Here is a 16,667-nt window from a genome sequence, read left to right as displayed (position 1 = left end):
TCAGGGATCTGGCGTAAACGCGACAAACCTTGAGCCTTTGTAGCTCAGCATGCCCCTGTCGCCGACGCTAAGCGCATGATACTGCGCCTCTTCAAGACGAAAGCTGACGTCGAGCCCGCCGGTTTCCGGCCTGAAGCTGGCCTCATAGCGCATTTCGCTGCCGGCCGGAGCGACGGTTTGCTGGCGCGAACGGCGATCGTTAACCACCTTTTCCCGTTTGTTACTCACCACCACCTGCCTTTGCAGCAGCGGCGCGGCGTCGTTGTCCCTGCTTTCCCGTCGCTGCTGCGCGTAGCGAACCGATGCCGCTATCACAATGATGGCCACGACAATAATAAAAAACAGCGGGATCTTGCTCATTCATCTTACCCATAAGAATTCTCAGGAATAAGCATACCGCGCCTTGATTAACATTGTCATCTGCCCGCCCGAGCCACTACACTGAGTTTTAGTACCGTCAGTACAACTACTTATACCCTATGCATTTCGGGTTACGGCTTGAAAGGCGGCGGGTATAGCGATAACAGATACAGGGACTCACTATGCTTTGGTCGTTTATTGCTGTCTGTTTTTCCGCATGGCTTTACGTCGATGCGTCCTACCGTGGACCAACCTGGCAACGTTGGTTGTTTAAACCCGTCACGCTGATTCTGCTGCTGCTCCTTGCCTGGCAGGCGCCCATGTTCAACGCCATCAGCTATCTGGTGCTGGCCGGCCTGTGCGCCTCGCTGCTCGGCGACGCGCTGACGCTGCTGCCGCGCCAGCGGGTGATGTACGCCGTCGGCGCATTTTTCCTTTCGCATCTGCTCTATACCATCTGGTTTGCCAGCCAGATGACGCTGTCATTTTTCTGGCCGCTGCCGCTGGTGCTGCTGGTCGTTGGCGCGCTGCTGCTGGCGGTTATCTGGAGCCGGCTGGAAGAGATGCGTCTGCCGGTCTTCACCTTTATCGGCATGACGCTGGTAATGGTCTGGCTGGCGGGCGAACTGTGGTTCGTGCGCCCGACCGATACCGCGCTCTCCGGCTTTATCGGCGCCGCCTTCCTGCTGCTGGGTAATATTGTCTGGCTGGTCAGCCACTATCGCCGCCGCTTCCGCGCCGATAACGCGATTGCCGCCGCATTTTACTTCGCCGGGCACTTCCTGATCGTTCGCGCGCTGTACCTCTAATTTAGCGCTTGACTCTGGAGTCGACTCCAAAGTGTATCCTCTGGGCAATGAGAAAATTATCATTACCCGGAGGGTGTCATGTCGACTCCAGAAGCTCAGGATAAAAAAGTCCCACAGTTCTCGTCATTCAAATTAAAGCCCGCTGCCGCACAGCCTGACAGCTGCTGTACGGACTCCTCCTGCGCGGCGCAAACCCGCGAAGAACCCCTGGAAACCGCGCGCTACAGCTGGCTGGTCGACGGCATGGACTGCGCCGCCTGCGCCCGGAAGGTGGAGAATGCCGTACGCCAGGTGCCGGGCGTCAGCCAGGTGCAGGTGCTGTTTGCCACGGAAAAGCTGCTGGTGAACGCCGGGAGCGATATCCGCCCGCAGGTGGAAAGCGCGGTACGCGCGGCGGGCTATACGCTGCGAGATGAGAATACTCCGCAGCGGGAAACCTCCTGGCTGCGGGATAATCTGCCGCTGATAACCCTGGTGCTGATGATGGCCCTGAGCTGGGGACTGGAGCAGTTTAATCACCCCTTCGGCGAGCTGGCCTTCGCTGCCACCACCCTCGTTGGCCTATGGCCGGTCGCGCGCCAGGCGCTGCGGCTGATCAAAAGCGGCAGCTGGTTCGCCATTGAAACGCTAATGAGCGTCGCGGCCATCGGGGCGCTGTTTATCGGCGCAACCGCCGAAGCCGCAATGGTGCTGCTGCTGTTCCTGATCGGCGAACGCCTTGAAGGCTGGGCCGCCAGCCGCGCTCGCCAGGGCGTCAGCGCGCTTATGGCCCTGAAGCCCGATACCGCCACGCGGGTCCGCGACGGCGTGCGGGAAACCGTCGCCCAGCGCGACCTGCGCCCCGGCGATCTGATTGAGGTCGCCGCCGGCGGGCGCCTGCCCGCCGATGGTCGGCTGATGACGCCGTTTGCCAGCTTCGATGAAAGCGCGTTAACCGGCGAATCCGTCCCGGTGGAACGCAGCTCCGGCGAACGCGTGGCGGCAGGCGCAACCAGCGTCGATCGTCTGGTGCAGCTGACGGTTATCTCTGAACCCGGCGACAGCGCTATCGATCGTATCCTGAAGCTGATTGAAGAAGCCGAAGAGCGCCGGGCGCCCATTGAACGCTTTATCGATCGCTTTAGCCGTATTTATACCCCGGCCATTATGCTCGTCGCCCTGCTGGTGGCCATCGTACCGCCGCTGTTTTTTGCCAGCGCCTGGCTACCGTGGATCTACAAAGGGCTGACGCTGCTGCTGATCGGCTGCCCGTGCGCGCTGGTCATTTCAACCCCGGCGGCAATCACCTCCGGGCTGGCGGTCGCGGCCCGTCGCGGCGCGTTGATTAAAGGCGGCGCCGCGCTTGAACAGCTCGGGCAGGTTCGCCAGGTCGCCTTTGATAAAACCGGCACCCTGACCGTCGGCCAGCCGCGCGTAAGCGCGGCGATTGTCACCGCCGACATCGATGAGAACGGCCTGCTGGCGCTGGCCGCCGCGGTGGAGCAAGGCTCCAGCCATCCGCTGGCCCAGGCCATTGTCCGCGAAGCGGAGCAGCGAGGGCTGAGCATCCCGGCCGCCAGCGCCCAGCGCGCGCTGGCCGGTTCCGGTATAGAAGCTGAAGTTGCCGGCCGCCGGGTGTTAATTTGCGCGGCGGGTAATGGGGCGGCGGCCGAGTACGAAGAGCAGATCCAGCAGCTGGAGAGCGCCGGCCAAACGGTGGTGCTGGTGCTACGTGAGGATATCCTGCTCGGCATTCTGGCGCTGCGCGATACCCTGCGCGACGACGCCCGCCAGGCGGTGGAAGATCTGCATCAGCTCGGCGTGCAGGGGGTGATCCTGACCGGCGATAACCCGCGCGCGGCGGCGGCCATCGCCAACGAGCTGGGGCTGACGTTCCGCGCCGGGCTGCTGCCTGCAGATAAGGTCACGGCGGTGATGGCGCTCAACGCCGAAGCGCCGCTGGCGATGGTCGGCGACGGCATCAACGACGCGCCGGCCATGAAGGCGGCCACCATCGGTATTGCGATGGGCAGCGGCACCGACGTGGCGCTGGAGACCGCCGATGCGGCGTTAACCCATAACCGCTTAACCGGCCTGGCGCAGATGATTTCGCTGGCTCGCGCCACCCATGCCAACATCCGGCAGAACATTGCGATTGCGCTGGGTCTGAAGGGGATTTTCCTGATAACCACGCTGCTCGGCCTGACCGGACTGTGGCTGGCGGTGCTGGCGGATACCGGAGCCACGGTGCTGGTCACCGCCAACGCCCTGCGGCTGTTACGCCAGAAGTAGCGGACACGCTCCCCGGCGGCGCTGCGCTTAGCGGGGAGCTCAGTGGTTTTTGCGAATCAAATAGCGGTACGGCAGCGCGCTAATTTCCTGGGCAACCAGCTCATGTTCCATAAAGCGGCAAAAGCCGGGAATATCGCGGGTTGTCGCCGGATCGTCGGCGATAATCAGCAGCGTCTCGCCAACCGGCATCGTACGCACGGCTTTGCGCACCATCATTACCGGCTCCGGGCAACGCAGCCCCTGCGCATCCAAAGTGTGGTCAGGAGTGGAAAAAAGTTCGCTCATTTTCATCTCACGTTAACAAAACGGCCCTAGTTTACCGCCACCCGCACGCGACGCAAGCCAGGTTAACGTTTGCGCGAAAAACAACCGTTGCATTACGCCCCCAACGCAGTATCATGCAGCCGTTTTTAATTGGGTTCCCTCACCCCAAATTTCAGTCCCTCACTCATTCGTGTTGTAGACAAGCGGCGACGCCTCTGCAGCCTGAAGGATAACGGGCATAAAAAGGTCACAATATGAATCCCTTTACTACCGTACAGCGTAAAAAAGCGCTGGTCTGGCTATCGCTATTCCATTTGCTGGTGATCACCTCCAGTAACTATCTGGTGCAGCTACCGATCTCCATTTTTGGTTTCCATACCACCTGGGGCGCGTTCAGCTTTCCGTTTATTTTCCTCGCCACCGATCTGACGGTACGCATTTTTGGCGCACCGCTGGCGCGACGCATCATCCTCGCGGTGATGGTCCCGGCGCTGCTGATCTCCTACGGCGTCTCCGCTCTGTTTTATATGGGCGAATGGCAGGGCTTTGCCGCACTCGCCCACTTCAACCTGTTCGTGGCGCGTATCGCTGTCGCCAGCTTTATGGCCTATGCGCTGGGGCAGATCCTCGACGTCCACGTCTTTAACCGCCTGCGGCAAAATCGCCGCTGGTGGCTGGCGCCAACCGCCTCCACGCTGTTTGGCAACGTCAGCGATACGCTGGCCTTTTTCTTTATCGCCTTCTGGCGTAGCCCGGACCCCTTTATGGCGGCCCACTGGGGAGAAATCGCCATCGTCGACTACTGTTTCAAGGTGCTGATTAGCATCGTATTCTTCCTGCCGATGTACGGCATGTTGTTGAATATGCTGCTGAAAAAAATGGCAGATAAATCTGATTTGTCAGCATTGCAGCCAGGTTAAGAGTACTCACAGACTGATGTGATAAGATAAGCGAATGAGCCGTTAATGGCCGTTTATCGAAAGGAAGATGTCAATGCGCAATTTGGTTAAATATGTCGGTATTGGCCTGCTGGTTATGGGCCTCGCGGCCTGTGATAACAGCGATTCAAAAGCGCCAACCGAAGGGGCTGCGGCTGAAAGCAACGCCAGCGGACAAACCGTGAGCCTGCTGGACGGCAAGCTGAGCTTCTCCCTGCCTGCAGGGATGACCGACCAGAGCGGTAAGCTGGGTACTCAGGCCAACAACATGCACGTCTATTCTGATGTAACAGGTCAGAAAGCGGTGATCGTGATTGTGGGTGACAGCACCAATGAAGATTTAGCCGTACTGGCTCAGCGCCTGGAAGAGCAGCAGCGCAGCCGCGATCCGCAGCTGCAGGTCGTGACCAATAAATCCGTTGAGATCAAAGGCCACACGCTGCAGCAGCTGGACAGCATCATCTCCGCCAAAGGACAGACCGCCTGGTCTTCGGTGCTTCTCGGCAAGGTGGATGATAAATTGCTGACCCTGCAGATCACTCTGCCGGCAGACAACCAGCAGCAGGCGCAAACTGCTGCGGAAAACATCATCAATACCCTGACCATTCAGTAATTCGCGGTCAGACGTTATGGCCTCCGGTGTCGCCACCGGAGGCCATTTTTTTGCCGCCAGCCCGGCGGCAGAGCGATGTCAGCCGCCGGCAAAATTAAACGTCGCTACCGGGACAATCCGCAGCCTGAAGCGGAATCCGTTAAGCGCCGGTTCAGGCATTAAGGTTCAGCGGGTTTCCCCCACTCGGTTTTTGCCCGTTACCACGTCGTCATTTGAAAAACAGCTACCAGAACAGAATATTGATTTACGCTTTTCACAGCATAACCGGGTAAATAAAGCTAAATTTCCGCTGCGTCCTGAGCCCGGGGAAATAATCCCCCATTATATAGCCGGGTAATAATTTGCTTATTATTAAATGGCGGGAATGATATGACTGAATAAGCCGACTGCTTAATTCCATGCTGAAGAATAGCGATGATTGTATAATTTTTGTGAATTTTAGGCTAGCAAAGTAAATTTTAACCATCTGAAATCCATCATCATTACTCATTGTTGCTGGTGACCTCGCGATCTATGCTTTATGATGAACCCCCTTCTCGCCTGACGTCAAAACGGAAAACGCGCGAGATATTTACCTGAGACATAATTCCGGCCCGGTGAGACTGATATTAATTATTCTTAGCATTGGGCATCTCATCATATAACCCATAATTCGACAGGAAGCGTTCATGAAAAAGGTTGTTAAGTGGTTGGCGGCTATTGCCGTTATCGGGACATTGGCAGGCTGCGCCCGCACGGCGCCCATCGAACAAATTCAGACTACGGTCAGCGCAGGCCATACCGATGCCCAGGTAAAAAACGCTATTCTCAGAGCTGGCGTACAGCGTCAGTGGATAATGTCGGAAACGGCGCCGGGTATTATCAAAGCCCGCCAGCAGGCGCGCGATCACGTCGCTGAAGTACAAATTAACTATTCCGCGACCGGTTATTCTATTCATTACCTCAGCAGCCTCAACCTGATGGCCTCCGGTGGTCAAATCCATAAAAACTATAACCGCTGGGTACATAATTTGGATAAAGACATCCAGGTTAATTTGGCCGCGGGAAGCGTACAGTAACAGCCCGCTCTCCGGCGCGATATGATTAGGGGCAGGTCGTTTTCTTACCCCCAAAGAGGAATATAGCGCCCGGAGCTATATCGGCATCATCCCGCTAACGCCAGCCGGCGATCGCCGGAAAGCGCGCGGGATATGCCGAACCGCCATTTGATTCGGCATTATCCTATGTATTCGCGAGTCGCCCTGTATGATATGTGGTGGGCGCTGAGAAAAATGCGCCTCAGACCGCGGCCAGAATGATGAAAATATTCGGGTCATGCTCTTAGATTTGCCACAATAAATTGCACTGATGCGCGAAAATATTGAAAATACGCGAAATCGATCGGCAAATAATGCGGACAGCGGCGCCCGATAACCTGACGTCGGTCATACTGTATTGGCAGGTCAGCAGAAAAATAACAAGGTGGCGTTAAAAAACGCTACCGGAATCACCGATTTACCGCGGACTCGCGTTGATGAAATTTGCACTAAACATAATTGACTGGCAGGGCAGAGCCCCAGGACTTAGCGAAACGGCGCAGTGGCAGCAGTGGTCACGGCTTTCGCACGCCATCGATCCGGCGGCGCCTCAGGCAAAGCTAAGCGAATTACCGATGATGACCGCCAGACGACTCAGCTCCGGCAGCCGGCTTGCCGTTGAGTGCGGACTGGCGATGCTGCGCCGCCATCCCATCGATGCCGTGCTGTACACCAGCCGTCATGGTGAGCTTGAACGCAACTACCGCATCCTGCACGCGCTGGCGACGGAACAGGCGCTCTCCCCTACCGACTTCGCGCTGTCTGTCCATAATTCCGCGGTCGGCAACCTGACCATCGCCGCCGAAAAGCCGATCGTCTCCTCTTCACTTTCCGCCGGGCGGGATACCTTCCAGCAGGGGCTGTGCGAGGCGATCTGTCTGCTGCAGGCGGGCTATCAGCGCGTGCTGATGGTTGATTTCGACGGCCACCTCCCGGAGTTTTATCACCCGTATCTTCCCCCCGCGATGCCCACCTGGCCCTATGCGCTCGCGCTGGTTATCGAAGCGGGCGAAGAGTGGCGCTGCTCGACGCGGCGCGCGGCGCGGAGCGAAGAGGCGGAGCTGCCGCAAAGCCTGCAGTTTTTACGCCACTACCTGCAGGATACCCCAACCTTTACCCTGCCCGGCGAGCGCCTGCAGTGGCAGTGGAGCCGCTCATGACCGGCATTCTGTCACGCATAAATCGCGCCTGGCGCGGGCTCATGACCGGCGTCTGCTTCGCGCTGTTTGGCCTTGGCGGGCTGCTGCTGTCCGTGGTCTGGTTTAACCTGCTGCTGCTGGTGATCAGAGATAAATCTCGCCGCCGTCGCCTGGCGCGGCGCAGCATTGCGGCCAGCTTCCGCCTCTTCTTAACGGTGGTCAAAGCCGTCGGCGTGCTGGATTACCGAATCGTGGGCGACGACATCCTGCGCCAGGAGCGCGGATGCCTGGTGGTGGCGAACCATCCTAGCCTGATCGACTACGTGATGCTGGCTTCAATCATGCCCGAGACCGACTGCCTGGTAAAAAGCGCCTTACTGAAAAACCCGTTCGTCAGCGGCGTGATCCGCGCGGCGGACTACTTAATTAACGATCAGGCCGATGCGCTACTGCCCGCCAGCCGGCAGCGCCTGCAGCAGGGCGATACCATTTTAATTTTCCCTGAGGGAACCCGCACCCTGCCGGGCGAACCCATGATCCTTCAGCGCGGCGCGGCCAATATTGCCGTGCGCTGTGCCAGCGATTTACGCGTAGTGGTCATTCGCTGCAGCGAACATATGCTGGGCAAAAACAGTAAATGGTACGATGCGCCGGCGACCCGGCCCCTGTTTACCATCGAGGTAGGCGAGCGGGTGCGGATCGCCCAGTTTTACGACGAAAACTCACAAGAACCGTCGCTGGCAGCAAGACAGCTAAATCGGCATATTTTGCTTCAATTACAATCAGGTACTACGCCTACTTCAGGAATTAATGATGCAAGCGCTCTATCTTGAACTGAAAAATCTCATCATCAACACGTTGAATCTGGAAGAGCTGTCGGCTGACGACATCGACACCGACGCGGCGCTCTTTGGCGACGGCCTGGGCCTGGATTCCATTGACGCCCTGGAGCTCGGGCTGGCGGTGAAAAACCGTTACGGCGTGGTGCTTTCCGCCGAAAGCGACGAGATGCGCCAGCACTTCTTCTCCGTCGCGACCCTGGCCGCGTTCATCCATGCTCAACGTACCTGAGGCACGACCTATGACTGAATCACATGATATTTATGCCGAAGTCTCGGCGCTTCTGGTTAAGCTGTTTGAAATCGACCCGCAGGAGATCCGCCCGGAAGCGCGCCTGTACGAAGACCTCGAGCTGGACAGCATTGATGCCGTCGATATGATCGTCCATCTGCAAAAGAAGACCAGCAAGAAAATTAAGCCGGAAGAGTTTAAGGCCGTGCGTACCGTACAGGACGTGGTTGATGCGGTTGAACGCTTGTCCCGAGAAGCCTGACCCGCATGTCGGGAGCCCCTTCATCTAAGGGCATACAGCTGCTAACGAGCCTGCTCCTGCTGGCCTGGCCGTTTTTAATCTGGCTGGGCCTCGCGCGCAACAGCCTGCACTGGCTGCTTCCCTTGATGGCGCTGATTCTGCTGTTACGCTTTCGCCAGACCCGGCGACAGGCGGGACCGCTGGGCGCCGTCACCCGGCTGGTGGCGCTGGCGGGTATCGCCCTTTGCACCGCCAGCTACCTGCTGAAAACGCACCAGCTGCTGCTGTTTTACCCGCTGGTGGTCAACGGCGTGATGCTCGCCGTTTTCGGCGGCTCGCTGTGGTCAGCGATGCCGGTTGTTGAACGGCTGGCGCGCCTGCGCGATCCGCGGCTTTCCGCGGCAGGCGTACGCTATACCCGCCGGGTGACGCAAATCTGGTGCGGCCTCTTTATTCTTAACGGCGGCATGGCGCTCTTTACCGCGCTGTATGGCGATATGGCGCTCTGGACGGCGTGGAACGGCATGATTGCCTATCTGCTGATCGGCACGCTGATGGCCGCAGAGTGGCTGGTGCGCCGGCGGATGATAAAGCGAGAATCGTCATGATACCGCCTCTCTCTTTGGCGCGCTGGCTGGACGCGCCGCGTCCGTCGGACACGCCGATCGCCTGGCTGGATGAGCAGACCTGGACCCTGGGCCATTTGCGCTATGACGTGGCGCAATGGGTCGAGCAACTCCAGCGGCATGACGCCGAGCGCTGGGCGCTGTGCTTTGAAGACAGCTATCTGTTTCTCGTTGCGCTACTGGCCACGCTGCACGCGCATAAAATTCCGGTGATTCCGGGACATAGCCGCGGCTCGCTGCTGAATGAACAGCGGGCGCTGTTTGACGGAGTCCTCAGCGACGGGCCCCTCGGCTGGCACGGACCCTCGCTGGTCATCGGCAGCGCGGGGCGCGCGATGGCGGAGCCCGGCGCGTTGCAAAGCATCGCCGGCGACGCCTGCGTAGAGCTGTTTACCTCAGGCTCAACCGGGAAGCCAAAGCGGGTTATCAAACCGATCGCCTATCTTGACCGCGAAGCCGAACTGCTGGCCTCGCGCTTCGCTACCCGCCTTGAAGGCTGCCGCATCGTGGCCTCGGTGGTGCCTCAGCACCTCTACGGGCTCACCTTTCGCATCTTTCTGCCGATGGCTCTCGGCCTGCCGCTCCATGCGGCCATGCTCTACTACGCGGAGCAGCTCAGCGCCCTGGGCCATCAATACCGCTATGCGTTTATCAGCAGTCCGGCGTTTTTGAAACGTCTCGATCCCCATCTGACGCCGCCGCCGGTAGAGATGATCCTCTCCGCCGGCGGCCAGCTTCCCGCCGAGGATGTCGCCCGCGCGGCGGCCTGGCTGAAGGTCTGGACGGATGAAATATACGGCAGCACCGAAACCGGCGTGATCGCCTGGCGTTCGCGCCGCCAGGAAGAGGCGGCCTGGCAGCCCTTTGCCGGCATCAGGCTCCTGCAGCAAGGGGCGTCTTTTCGCCTGTTTTCACCGCTTATCGCCGATGAAGAAGGGCTGTTAATCGACGATACCCTGGAATTTACCGCCAACGGCCAGTTTCGCCTGACCGGGCGACGGGGGCGGGTGGTCAAAATCGAAGAGAAGCGGATTTCGCTCAGCGAAATAGAGCTCAGGCTCCTGAACCTGCCGGGGATCAGCGACGCGGTGGCTCTGCCTGTCACCCGCGGCGATCGCCAGGGGATTGGCGCGCTGCTGGTACTGGATGCGCAGACCCGTCAGCGCTGGCGGCACGAGGGCAAAACCCTTGAGCGGCAGTGGCGACAGGCGCTGCGCCCGACGCTGGAACCGGTGGCGATCCCCCGCTACTGGCGCGTTATTGACGACATCCCGGTCAACAGTATGAACAAGCGTGTCTATGCGCAACTACAGGAATTTTTTTCATGATACCCCATGAAATAGAGCGCCATCAGGCACAGCCGCAGCAGGTAGAGATCGTCCTGCACCTCGACCCTAACCTCTTCTGGTTCGGCGGGCATTTTGCCGTACAGCCGCTGCTGCCCGGCGTCGCGCAGCTGGACTGGGCGATGCACTACGCCACCACGCTGCTGGCGCCGGGCTGGCGCTTTCACAGCATTCAGAACGTAAAATTCCAGGCTCCGCTGCTGCCGGAGGCCACCGTCACGCTGGCCCTGAGCTGGCAGGAAGCGCGTCAGATACTGACCTTTAGCTATCAGCGCCACGACGGCGACGCGCGCCATACCGCCAGCAGCGGGAAAATTCGCCTATGTCGCTAACCTTCCGCCCCTGCGTGGTGATCCCCTGCTACAACCACGGGGCGATGATGGCGCGCGTGCTGACCCGGCTGCAGCCGTTCAGCCTGCCCTGCATTGTGGTGGACGACGGCAGCAGCGAGGAGACGCGCCGGCAGCTGGCCCGGCTGGCAGCGCAGGAGCCGAACCTCACGCTGATCCGGCTGGCCGAAAACGCCGGCAAGGGCGTCGCGGTGATCCGCGGGCTGCAGGCCGCCGCCGAAGCCGGCTATAGCCACGCCGTGCAGGTCGACGCCGACGGCCAGCACGCCATCGAAGATATTCCGCAGCTGCTCGACCTCGCCCGCTGCCATCCGGCGGCGCTGATTTCCGGCCAGCCGATTTACGACGACTCCATCCCCCGCTCGCGCCTGTACGGACGCTGGATAACCCACGTTTGGGTGTGGATCGAAACGCTATCGCTGCAGCTGAAAGACAGCATGTGCGGGTTTCGCGTTTACCCGATAGCGCCGACGCTGCGCCTGGCGCAGCGCGTCGCCCTCGGTCAGCGCATGGATTTTGATACCGAAGTGATGGTCCGCCTCTACTGGCAGGGCAACCCCAGCTATTTTGTGCCGACGCGCGTCACCTATCCGCCGGACGGGCTGTCTCATTTTGATGCCTTCAAGGATAACTGCCGCATCTCCTGGATGCATACGCGCCTGTTCCTCGGCATGCTGCCGCGCATCCCTTCCCTGCTGCTGCGCCGCTCCCCCGTACACTGGGCGCGGCAGCAGGAGGTCAAAGGGCTGTGGGGCATGCGCCTGATGCTGCTGGTCTGGCGCCTGCTGGGGCGCAAGGCGTTTTCGCTGCTGCTCTATCCGGTGGTCGCCGTCTACTGGCTCAGCGCGCACCGCGCCCGCCGGGCCTCACGGGAGTGGCTCTCCCGCGTGCGGGCGCAGCTTATCGCCCGGCAGCAGCCGCTGCCTGCGCTGAACAGCTATCGCCACTTTCTGCGCTTTGGCCATGCGATGCTCGATAAAATCGCCGGCTGGCGCGGCGAACTCCGCTTCGATCGCGATGTGGTTTTTGCGCCGGGAGCGCAGGAAACGCTGCACCGCAGCGCCCCCACCGGCAAGCTGCTGCTGGCATCGCATCTTGGCGACGTCGAAGCCTGCCGGGCGCTGGCGCAGCTCCAGGGAACAAAAACCATCAATGCGCTGGTGTTTAGCGAGAACGCGCGCCGCTTTAAGCAAATCATGCAGGAGATGGCGCCGCAGGCCGGGCTGAACCTGATACCGGTAACCGATATCGGCCCGGATACCGCCATCCTGCTGAAAGAGAAGCTGGAGCGCGGTGAATGGATTGCGATTGTCGGCGACCGCATTGCGGTGACGCCCCAGCGCGGCGGTACATGGCGCGTCTGCTGGAGCGAGTTTATGGGCCAGCCCGCGCCGTTCCCGCAGGGACCGTTTATTCTGGCATCCGTTCTGCGCTGCCCGCTGCAGCTCATTTTCGCCCTCCGCCAGCAGGACAAGCTGCATATTCACTGTGAACCGTTCGCCGATCCGCTGATCCTGCCGCGCGCCGGGCGCGAGGAGGCCATACAAAGCGCGGTCGATCGCTACGCCAGCCGCCTTGAGCACTACGCGCTGCGCTCGCCGCTGGACTGGTTTAATTTTTTCGATTTCTGGCAACTGCCAGACGCCAAAGAGAAGGAGTAAAGGGTGCTTAACGATCCCCGTTTTACTGCCGAGGTAGAGCTGACCGTCCCGTTTCACGACGTCGATATGATGGGCGTGGTGTGGCACGGCAACTACTTCCGCTACTTCGAGATTGCCCGCGAGGCGCTGCTCAATCAGTTCAACTACGGCTACCGGCAGATGAAAGAGTCCGGCTACCTGTGGCCGGTCGTCGACACCCGCGTCAAGTACCGCGACGTGCTGACCTTTGAACAGCGTTTTCGCGTGCGCGCCCGCCTCGAAGAATATGAGAACCGGCTACGCATTGGCTATGAGATCGTTGACGCGGTCAGCGGAAAACGGACCACCACCGGCTACACCATTCAGGTCGCGGTAGAAGAGAAAAGCCGGGAAATGAGCTTCGTCAGCCCGGATATTTTGTTTGAACGCATGGGGGTCACGCCATGAAACTCTGGCCCCTGCTGGCGCTGCTCGTCAGCCCGCTGGTCAGCGCGCTGACGCTCGACGATCTGCAGCAGCGCTTCACCGGGCAGCCGGTTATCCGCGCCCACTTCGATCAAACCCGCACCATCAAGGATCTGCCGCAGCCGCTGCGATCCCAGGGGACGATGCTGATCGCCCGCGATAAGGGTCTGCTGTGGGATCAAACCCAGCCGTTCCCGATGCAGCTGCTGCTCGATGACAAGCGAATGGTGCAGGCGATTAACGGCCAGCCGCCGCAGACCATCACCGCCGACAGCAACCCGCAGATGTTCCAGTTCAACCATCTGCTGCGGGCGCTGTTCCAGGCCGACCGCAAGGTGCTGGAGCAGAACTTCCGCGTTGAATTCACCGATGCGGGCGCAGGCCGCTGGACGCTGCGCCTGACGCCGATAGCCACGCCGCTGGATAAAATCTTCGCCACCATCGATCTCGGCGGGCAGGCCTACCTGGAACGCATTCAGCTGAACGACAGGCAGGGCGACCGCACCGATATCACCCTTTCTCAACATCAACTTACGCCAGCGCAACTGACCGATGACGAACGCCAACGATTTGCTGCACAGTAACCGCAAGAGCTTCGCGCTGCTGTGGGGACTCGTCTGCCTGGTGATGCTGGGCGTGCTGCTGGCGCTGCTGCCCCAGTCGCGGATGAACAGCAGCGTGCTGGCGATGCTGCCGAAACAGGCGCTGGGCGCCGTTCCTCCGAGCCTCAATGAGGGCTTTATGCAGCGCCTTGATCGGCAGCTGGTGTGGCTGGTCAGCCCCGGCAAGCAGGCCGATCCGCAGGTTGCCCGCGAGTGGCTCAGCCTGCTGCAGAAATCCCACGCGCTGGCGACGGTGAAAGGCCCGATGGATGCCGACAGCCAGCAGGCCTGGGGCACGTTTTTCTGGCAGCACCGCAACGGGCTGATTGATGATGCCACCCGCGCCCGCCTGCAAAACGGCGGCGAAGCCCAGGCGCAGTGGGTCCTCTCCCAGCTCTATTCCGCTTTTTCCGGCGTCAGCGGCAAAGAGCTGCAAAATGACCCGCTGATGCTGATGCGCGGTTCGCAGCTGGCGATGGCGAAAAACGGCCAGCGCATGCAGCTGAAGGATGGCTGGCTGGTGACCGAGGATCGGCAGGGCAACCAATGGTACCTGCTGCACGGCGAGCTGGCGGGCTCCTCGTTTGATATGCAGCAAACGCATCGTCTGGTGACCACCCTCTCCGCCCTGCAAACGGAGCTCAAGGCCCGCTATCCGCAGGCTCAGCTGCTCTCGCGCGGCACGGTATTTTACAGCGACTACGCCAGCCAGCAGGCAAAACGGGACATCTCAACCCTCGGCGTTGCCACGATATTTGGCGTTATTCTGCTCATCGTCGCGGTCTTTCGCTCGCTGCGTCCGCTGATCCTGAGCCTGATCTCCATCGGCATCGGCGCGCTGGCGGGCACCGTCGCCACGCTGCTGCTGTTCGGCGAGCTGCACCTGATGACGCTGGTGATGAGCATGAGCATTATCGGTATTTCTGCCGACTATACGCTCTACTACCTGACCGAGCGGATGGTGCACGGCAACGAGGTCACGCCGTGGCAAAGCCTCGCCAAGGTACGCAACGCGCTGCTGCTGGCGCTGCTGACGGTGGTCGTAGCCTATCTGATCATGATGCTCGCGCCTTTCCCCGGCATTCGCCAGATGTCGGTATTCGCCGCCGCCGGGCTCAGCGCCTCCTGCCTGACGGTCATATTCTGGCATCCGCTACTCTCCCGCGGCCTGCCGGTGCGTCCGGTGCCGGCGATGCTCCTGATGCTGCGCTGGCTGGCGGCATGGCGACGCAATAAAAAGCTCGCCATCGGCCTGCCGGTCGCCCTGGCGCTGTTCTCGCTGGCAGGGATCGCCACCCTGCGCGTCGACGACGATATATCCCAGCTGCAGGCGCTGCCGCAGCCTCTTCTGGCGCAGGAAAAGACGATCGCGGCCTTAACCGGTCAGGGCGTCGATCAGAAGTGGTTCGTGGTCTACGGCAGGACGCAGCAGCAAACGCTGGAGCGGCTGGAAGCCTTTGTACCCGCGCTGGAACAGGCGAAAAATCAGGGTCAGCTTAACGGCTACCGAACGATCCCGCTGAACTCGCTGGCCCGTCAGCGCCAGGATCTGACGCTGCTGAAAGCGGCCTCCCCGGCGGTCAGCCGCGCGCTGCAAAGCGCCGGGCTGCAGGCGGTCAATGCGGATCTCAGTCCCATGCCGGTCACCGTGGACGCCTGGCTTGCCAGCCCGGCCAGCGAAGGCTGGCGCCTGCTATGGATAACCCTGCAGAACGGCGAGAGCGGCGTGCTGGTGCCGGTTGACGGCGTGAAGGAGAGTCCGGCGCTGAAGGCCCTCGGCGCAAAATATAGCGGCGTGGCGTGGGTCGACAGGAAAAGCGCTTTCGACGAGCTCTTCGCCCTCTATCGCCATTTGCTGACCGGACTGCTGGGTATCGCGCTGGCCACCATCGCCTGCGGGGCGGTTCTGCGCCTCGGCTGGCGCAAAGGGCTTATCAGCCTCGCGCCTTCGGTACTCTCATTAGGCTGCGGCCTCGCGGCGCTCTCCCTCAGCGGCCATACGCTTAATCTGTTTTCGCTGCTGGCGCTGGTGCTGGTGCTGGGGATCGGCATCAACTACACGCTGTTTTTCAGCAATCCGCGCGGCACGCCGCTGACCTCGCTGCTGGCCGTCACCCTGGCCATGATGACCACGCTGCTGACCCTCGGCATGCTGGTGTTTAGCTCAACCCAGGCGATCGCCAGCTTTGGCATCGTGCTGGTTAGCGGGATTTTCACCGCCTTCCTGCTATCGCCCCTGGCGATGCCCGGCAAAAAAGGGAAAAAAAGAAGATGATGAAGCACAAACTCGGCCGCGCCCTCGCGCTGATTGCCACCTTAGTCCTGGCCGGCTGCGGCCATTCGCAAAAGGCGCAGCAGGGGCGCCCGCAGGCGTGGCTGGAGCCGGGCGCCCGCGTGACGCTCCCGGCGCCGGGCATCTCGCCGTCGCTCAGCTCACAGCAGCTGCTGACCGGCAGCTTTAACGGCCAGACCCGGTCGCTGCTGGTAATGCTCAACGCCGATGCGCACAAGGTGACGCTGGCCGGGCTCTCGTCGGTGGGCATTCGTCTGTTCCTCGTCACCTATGACGAAAAAGGCGTGCATACCGAACAGTCGATCGTGGTGCCGCAGATGCCGCCCGCCAGCCAGGTGCTGGCGGACGTGATGCTCAGCCACTGGCCGATCGCGGCCTGGCAGCCGCAGCTGCCGAAAGGCTGGACGCTGACCGACGCCGGCGACAGGCGCGAGCTGCGCAACGCCCGCGGCAGGCTGGTGACGGAAATCACCTACCTGAACCGCAAAGGCCGCCGTGAACCCATCAGCATTCAGCAGCAGGCCTTCGGCTACCACATCACCATTCAATATTTGGGCGACTGA

19 protein-coding genes are annotated in these 16,667 nt (G+C 60.7%); 17 read left to right on the top strand and 2 right to left on the bottom strand.

Translation table 11 applies throughout. The annotated features are described in order from the left end of the window. On the bottom strand, positions 1-351 hold the full coding sequence (locus GO007_RS19800; protein ID WP_189339903.1) for a DUF2500 domain-containing protein: 351 nt from the start codon (positions 349-351) through the stop codon (positions 1-3). Positions 352-542: 191 nt separating this feature from the next. On the opposite strand from GO007_RS19800, the gene GO007_RS19795 reads away from it, so the two are divergent. Continuing rightward, entirely contained in the window at positions 543-1,169 is a 627-nt protein-coding gene (locus GO007_RS19795) for a lysoplasmalogenase (protein WP_095102922.1), read from the top strand. A 78-nt stretch (positions 1,170-1,247) separates the two neighbouring features. Further along, the gene (gene zntA / locus GO007_RS19790) at positions 1,248-3,440 is read left to right on the top strand and encodes a Zn(II)/Cd(II)/Pb(II) translocating P-type ATPase ZntA (protein ID WP_095102920.1); all 2,193 of its coding nucleotides are present in this window, start codon (positions 1,248-1,250) and stop codon (positions 3,438-3,440) included. A gap of 39 nt (positions 3,441-3,479) precedes the next feature. On the opposite strand, the gene tusA is transcribed toward zntA, so the two are convergent. After that, positions 3,480-3,725 carry a sulfurtransferase TusA gene (gene tusA, locus GO007_RS19785; RefSeq protein ID WP_095102993.1) on the bottom strand — a complete coding sequence of 82 codons (246 nt, stop codon included), beginning with the start codon at positions 3,723-3,725 and terminating at the stop codon, positions 3,480-3,482. Positions 3,726-3,958: 233 nt separating this feature from the next. On the opposite strand from tusA, the gene GO007_RS19780 reads away from it, so the two are divergent. From GO007_RS19780 to GO007_RS19710, 15 genes are all read left to right on the top strand, one after another. Beyond that, positions 3,959-4,624 carry a 7-cyano-7-deazaguanine/7-aminomethyl-7-deazaguanine transporter gene (locus GO007_RS19780; protein WP_095102918.1) on the top strand — a complete coding sequence of 222 codons (666 nt, stop codon included), beginning with the start codon at positions 3,959-3,961 and terminating at the stop codon, positions 4,622-4,624. Positions 4,625-4,697: 73 nt separating this feature from the next. Beyond that, positions 4,698-5,255, top strand: a complete 558-nt coding sequence (locus GO007_RS19775) for a DcrB family lipoprotein (RefSeq protein ID WP_095102916.1) — start codon at positions 4,698-4,700, stop codon at positions 5,253-5,255. Between the two features lie 668 nt (positions 5,256-5,923). Beyond that, positions 5,924-6,313, top strand: a complete 390-nt coding sequence (locus GO007_RS19770; RefSeq protein WP_095102912.1) for an LptM family lipoprotein — start codon at positions 5,924-5,926, stop codon at positions 6,311-6,313. Positions 6,314-6,768: 455 nt separating this feature from the next. Beyond that, complete coding sequence (locus GO007_RS19765; RefSeq protein ID WP_095102910.1) at positions 6,769-7,491, top strand: beta-ketoacyl synthase chain length factor; 723 nt, start codon at positions 6,769-6,771, stop codon at positions 7,489-7,491. Beyond that, entirely contained in the window at positions 7,488-8,303 is an 816-nt protein-coding gene (locus GO007_RS19760; RefSeq protein ID WP_095102908.1) for a lysophospholipid acyltransferase family protein, read from the top strand. Before GO007_RS19765 ends, GO007_RS19760 begins: the two co-directional genes overlap by 4 nt. Next, entirely contained in the window at positions 8,284-8,541 is a 258-nt protein-coding gene (locus tag GO007_RS19755) for a phosphopantetheine-binding protein (RefSeq protein ID WP_095102906.1), read from the top strand. Before GO007_RS19760 ends, GO007_RS19755 begins: the two co-directional genes overlap by 20 nt. 10 nt (positions 8,542-8,551) lie before the next feature. Beyond that, a complete protein-coding gene (locus GO007_RS19750; RefSeq protein WP_045853985.1) occupies positions 8,552-8,803 on the top strand; it encodes an acyl carrier protein in 252 nt (83 codons plus the stop codon). 5 nt (positions 8,804-8,808) lie between these two features. Next, the gene (locus tag GO007_RS19745; RefSeq protein WP_095102904.1) at positions 8,809-9,390 is read left to right on the top strand and encodes a COG4648 family protein; all 582 of its coding nucleotides are present in this window, start codon (positions 8,809-8,811) and stop codon (positions 9,388-9,390) included. After that, the gene (locus GO007_RS19740) at positions 9,387-10,736 is read left to right on the top strand and encodes an AMP-binding protein (protein ID WP_095102902.1); all 1,350 of its coding nucleotides are present in this window, start codon (positions 9,387-9,389) and stop codon (positions 10,734-10,736) included. The genes GO007_RS19745 and GO007_RS19740 overlap by 4 nt, the downstream gene beginning before the upstream one ends. Then, the gene (locus GO007_RS19735) at positions 10,733-11,086 is read left to right on the top strand and encodes a 3-hydroxyacyl-ACP dehydratase FabZ family protein (RefSeq protein ID WP_095102901.1); all 354 of its coding nucleotides are present in this window, start codon (positions 10,733-10,735) and stop codon (positions 11,084-11,086) included. Before GO007_RS19740 ends, GO007_RS19735 begins: the two co-directional genes overlap by 4 nt. Next, entirely contained in the window at positions 11,077-12,765 is a 1,689-nt protein-coding gene (locus GO007_RS19730) for a glycosyltransferase family 2 protein (protein WP_095102900.1), read from the top strand. Before GO007_RS19735 ends, GO007_RS19730 begins: the two co-directional genes overlap by 10 nt. A 3-nt stretch (positions 12,766-12,768) precedes the next feature. Further along, positions 12,769-13,191 carry an acyl-CoA thioesterase gene (locus GO007_RS19725; protein WP_095102898.1) on the top strand — a complete coding sequence of 141 codons (423 nt, stop codon included), beginning with the start codon at positions 12,769-12,771 and terminating at the stop codon, positions 13,189-13,191. After that, positions 13,188-13,793, top strand: a complete 606-nt coding sequence (locus GO007_RS19720; protein ID WP_095102897.1) for a LolA family protein — start codon at positions 13,188-13,190, stop codon at positions 13,791-13,793. The genes GO007_RS19725 and GO007_RS19720 overlap by 4 nt, the downstream gene beginning before the upstream one ends. After that, on the top strand, positions 13,762-16,086 hold the full coding sequence (locus GO007_RS19715) for an MMPL family transporter (protein ID WP_095102895.1): 2,325 nt from the start codon (positions 13,762-13,764) through the stop codon (positions 16,084-16,086). Before GO007_RS19720 ends, GO007_RS19715 begins: the two co-directional genes overlap by 32 nt. Next, positions 16,083-16,667: a DUF3261 domain-containing protein gene (locus tag GO007_RS19710; protein WP_095102894.1), complete on the top strand. Its 585-nt coding sequence runs from the start codon at positions 16,083-16,085 to the stop codon at positions 16,665-16,667. Before GO007_RS19715 ends, GO007_RS19710 begins: the two co-directional genes overlap by 4 nt.

It is taken from the genome of Klebsiella sp. 10-1, assembly GCF_009758445.1.
Classification (GTDB): domain Bacteria; phylum Pseudomonadota; class Gammaproteobacteria; order Enterobacterales; family Enterobacteriaceae; genus Klebsiella; species Klebsiella scottii.
Note: the sequence above shows the minus strand (reverse complement) of the source record. Positions and strands in the feature narration are given on the sequence as shown.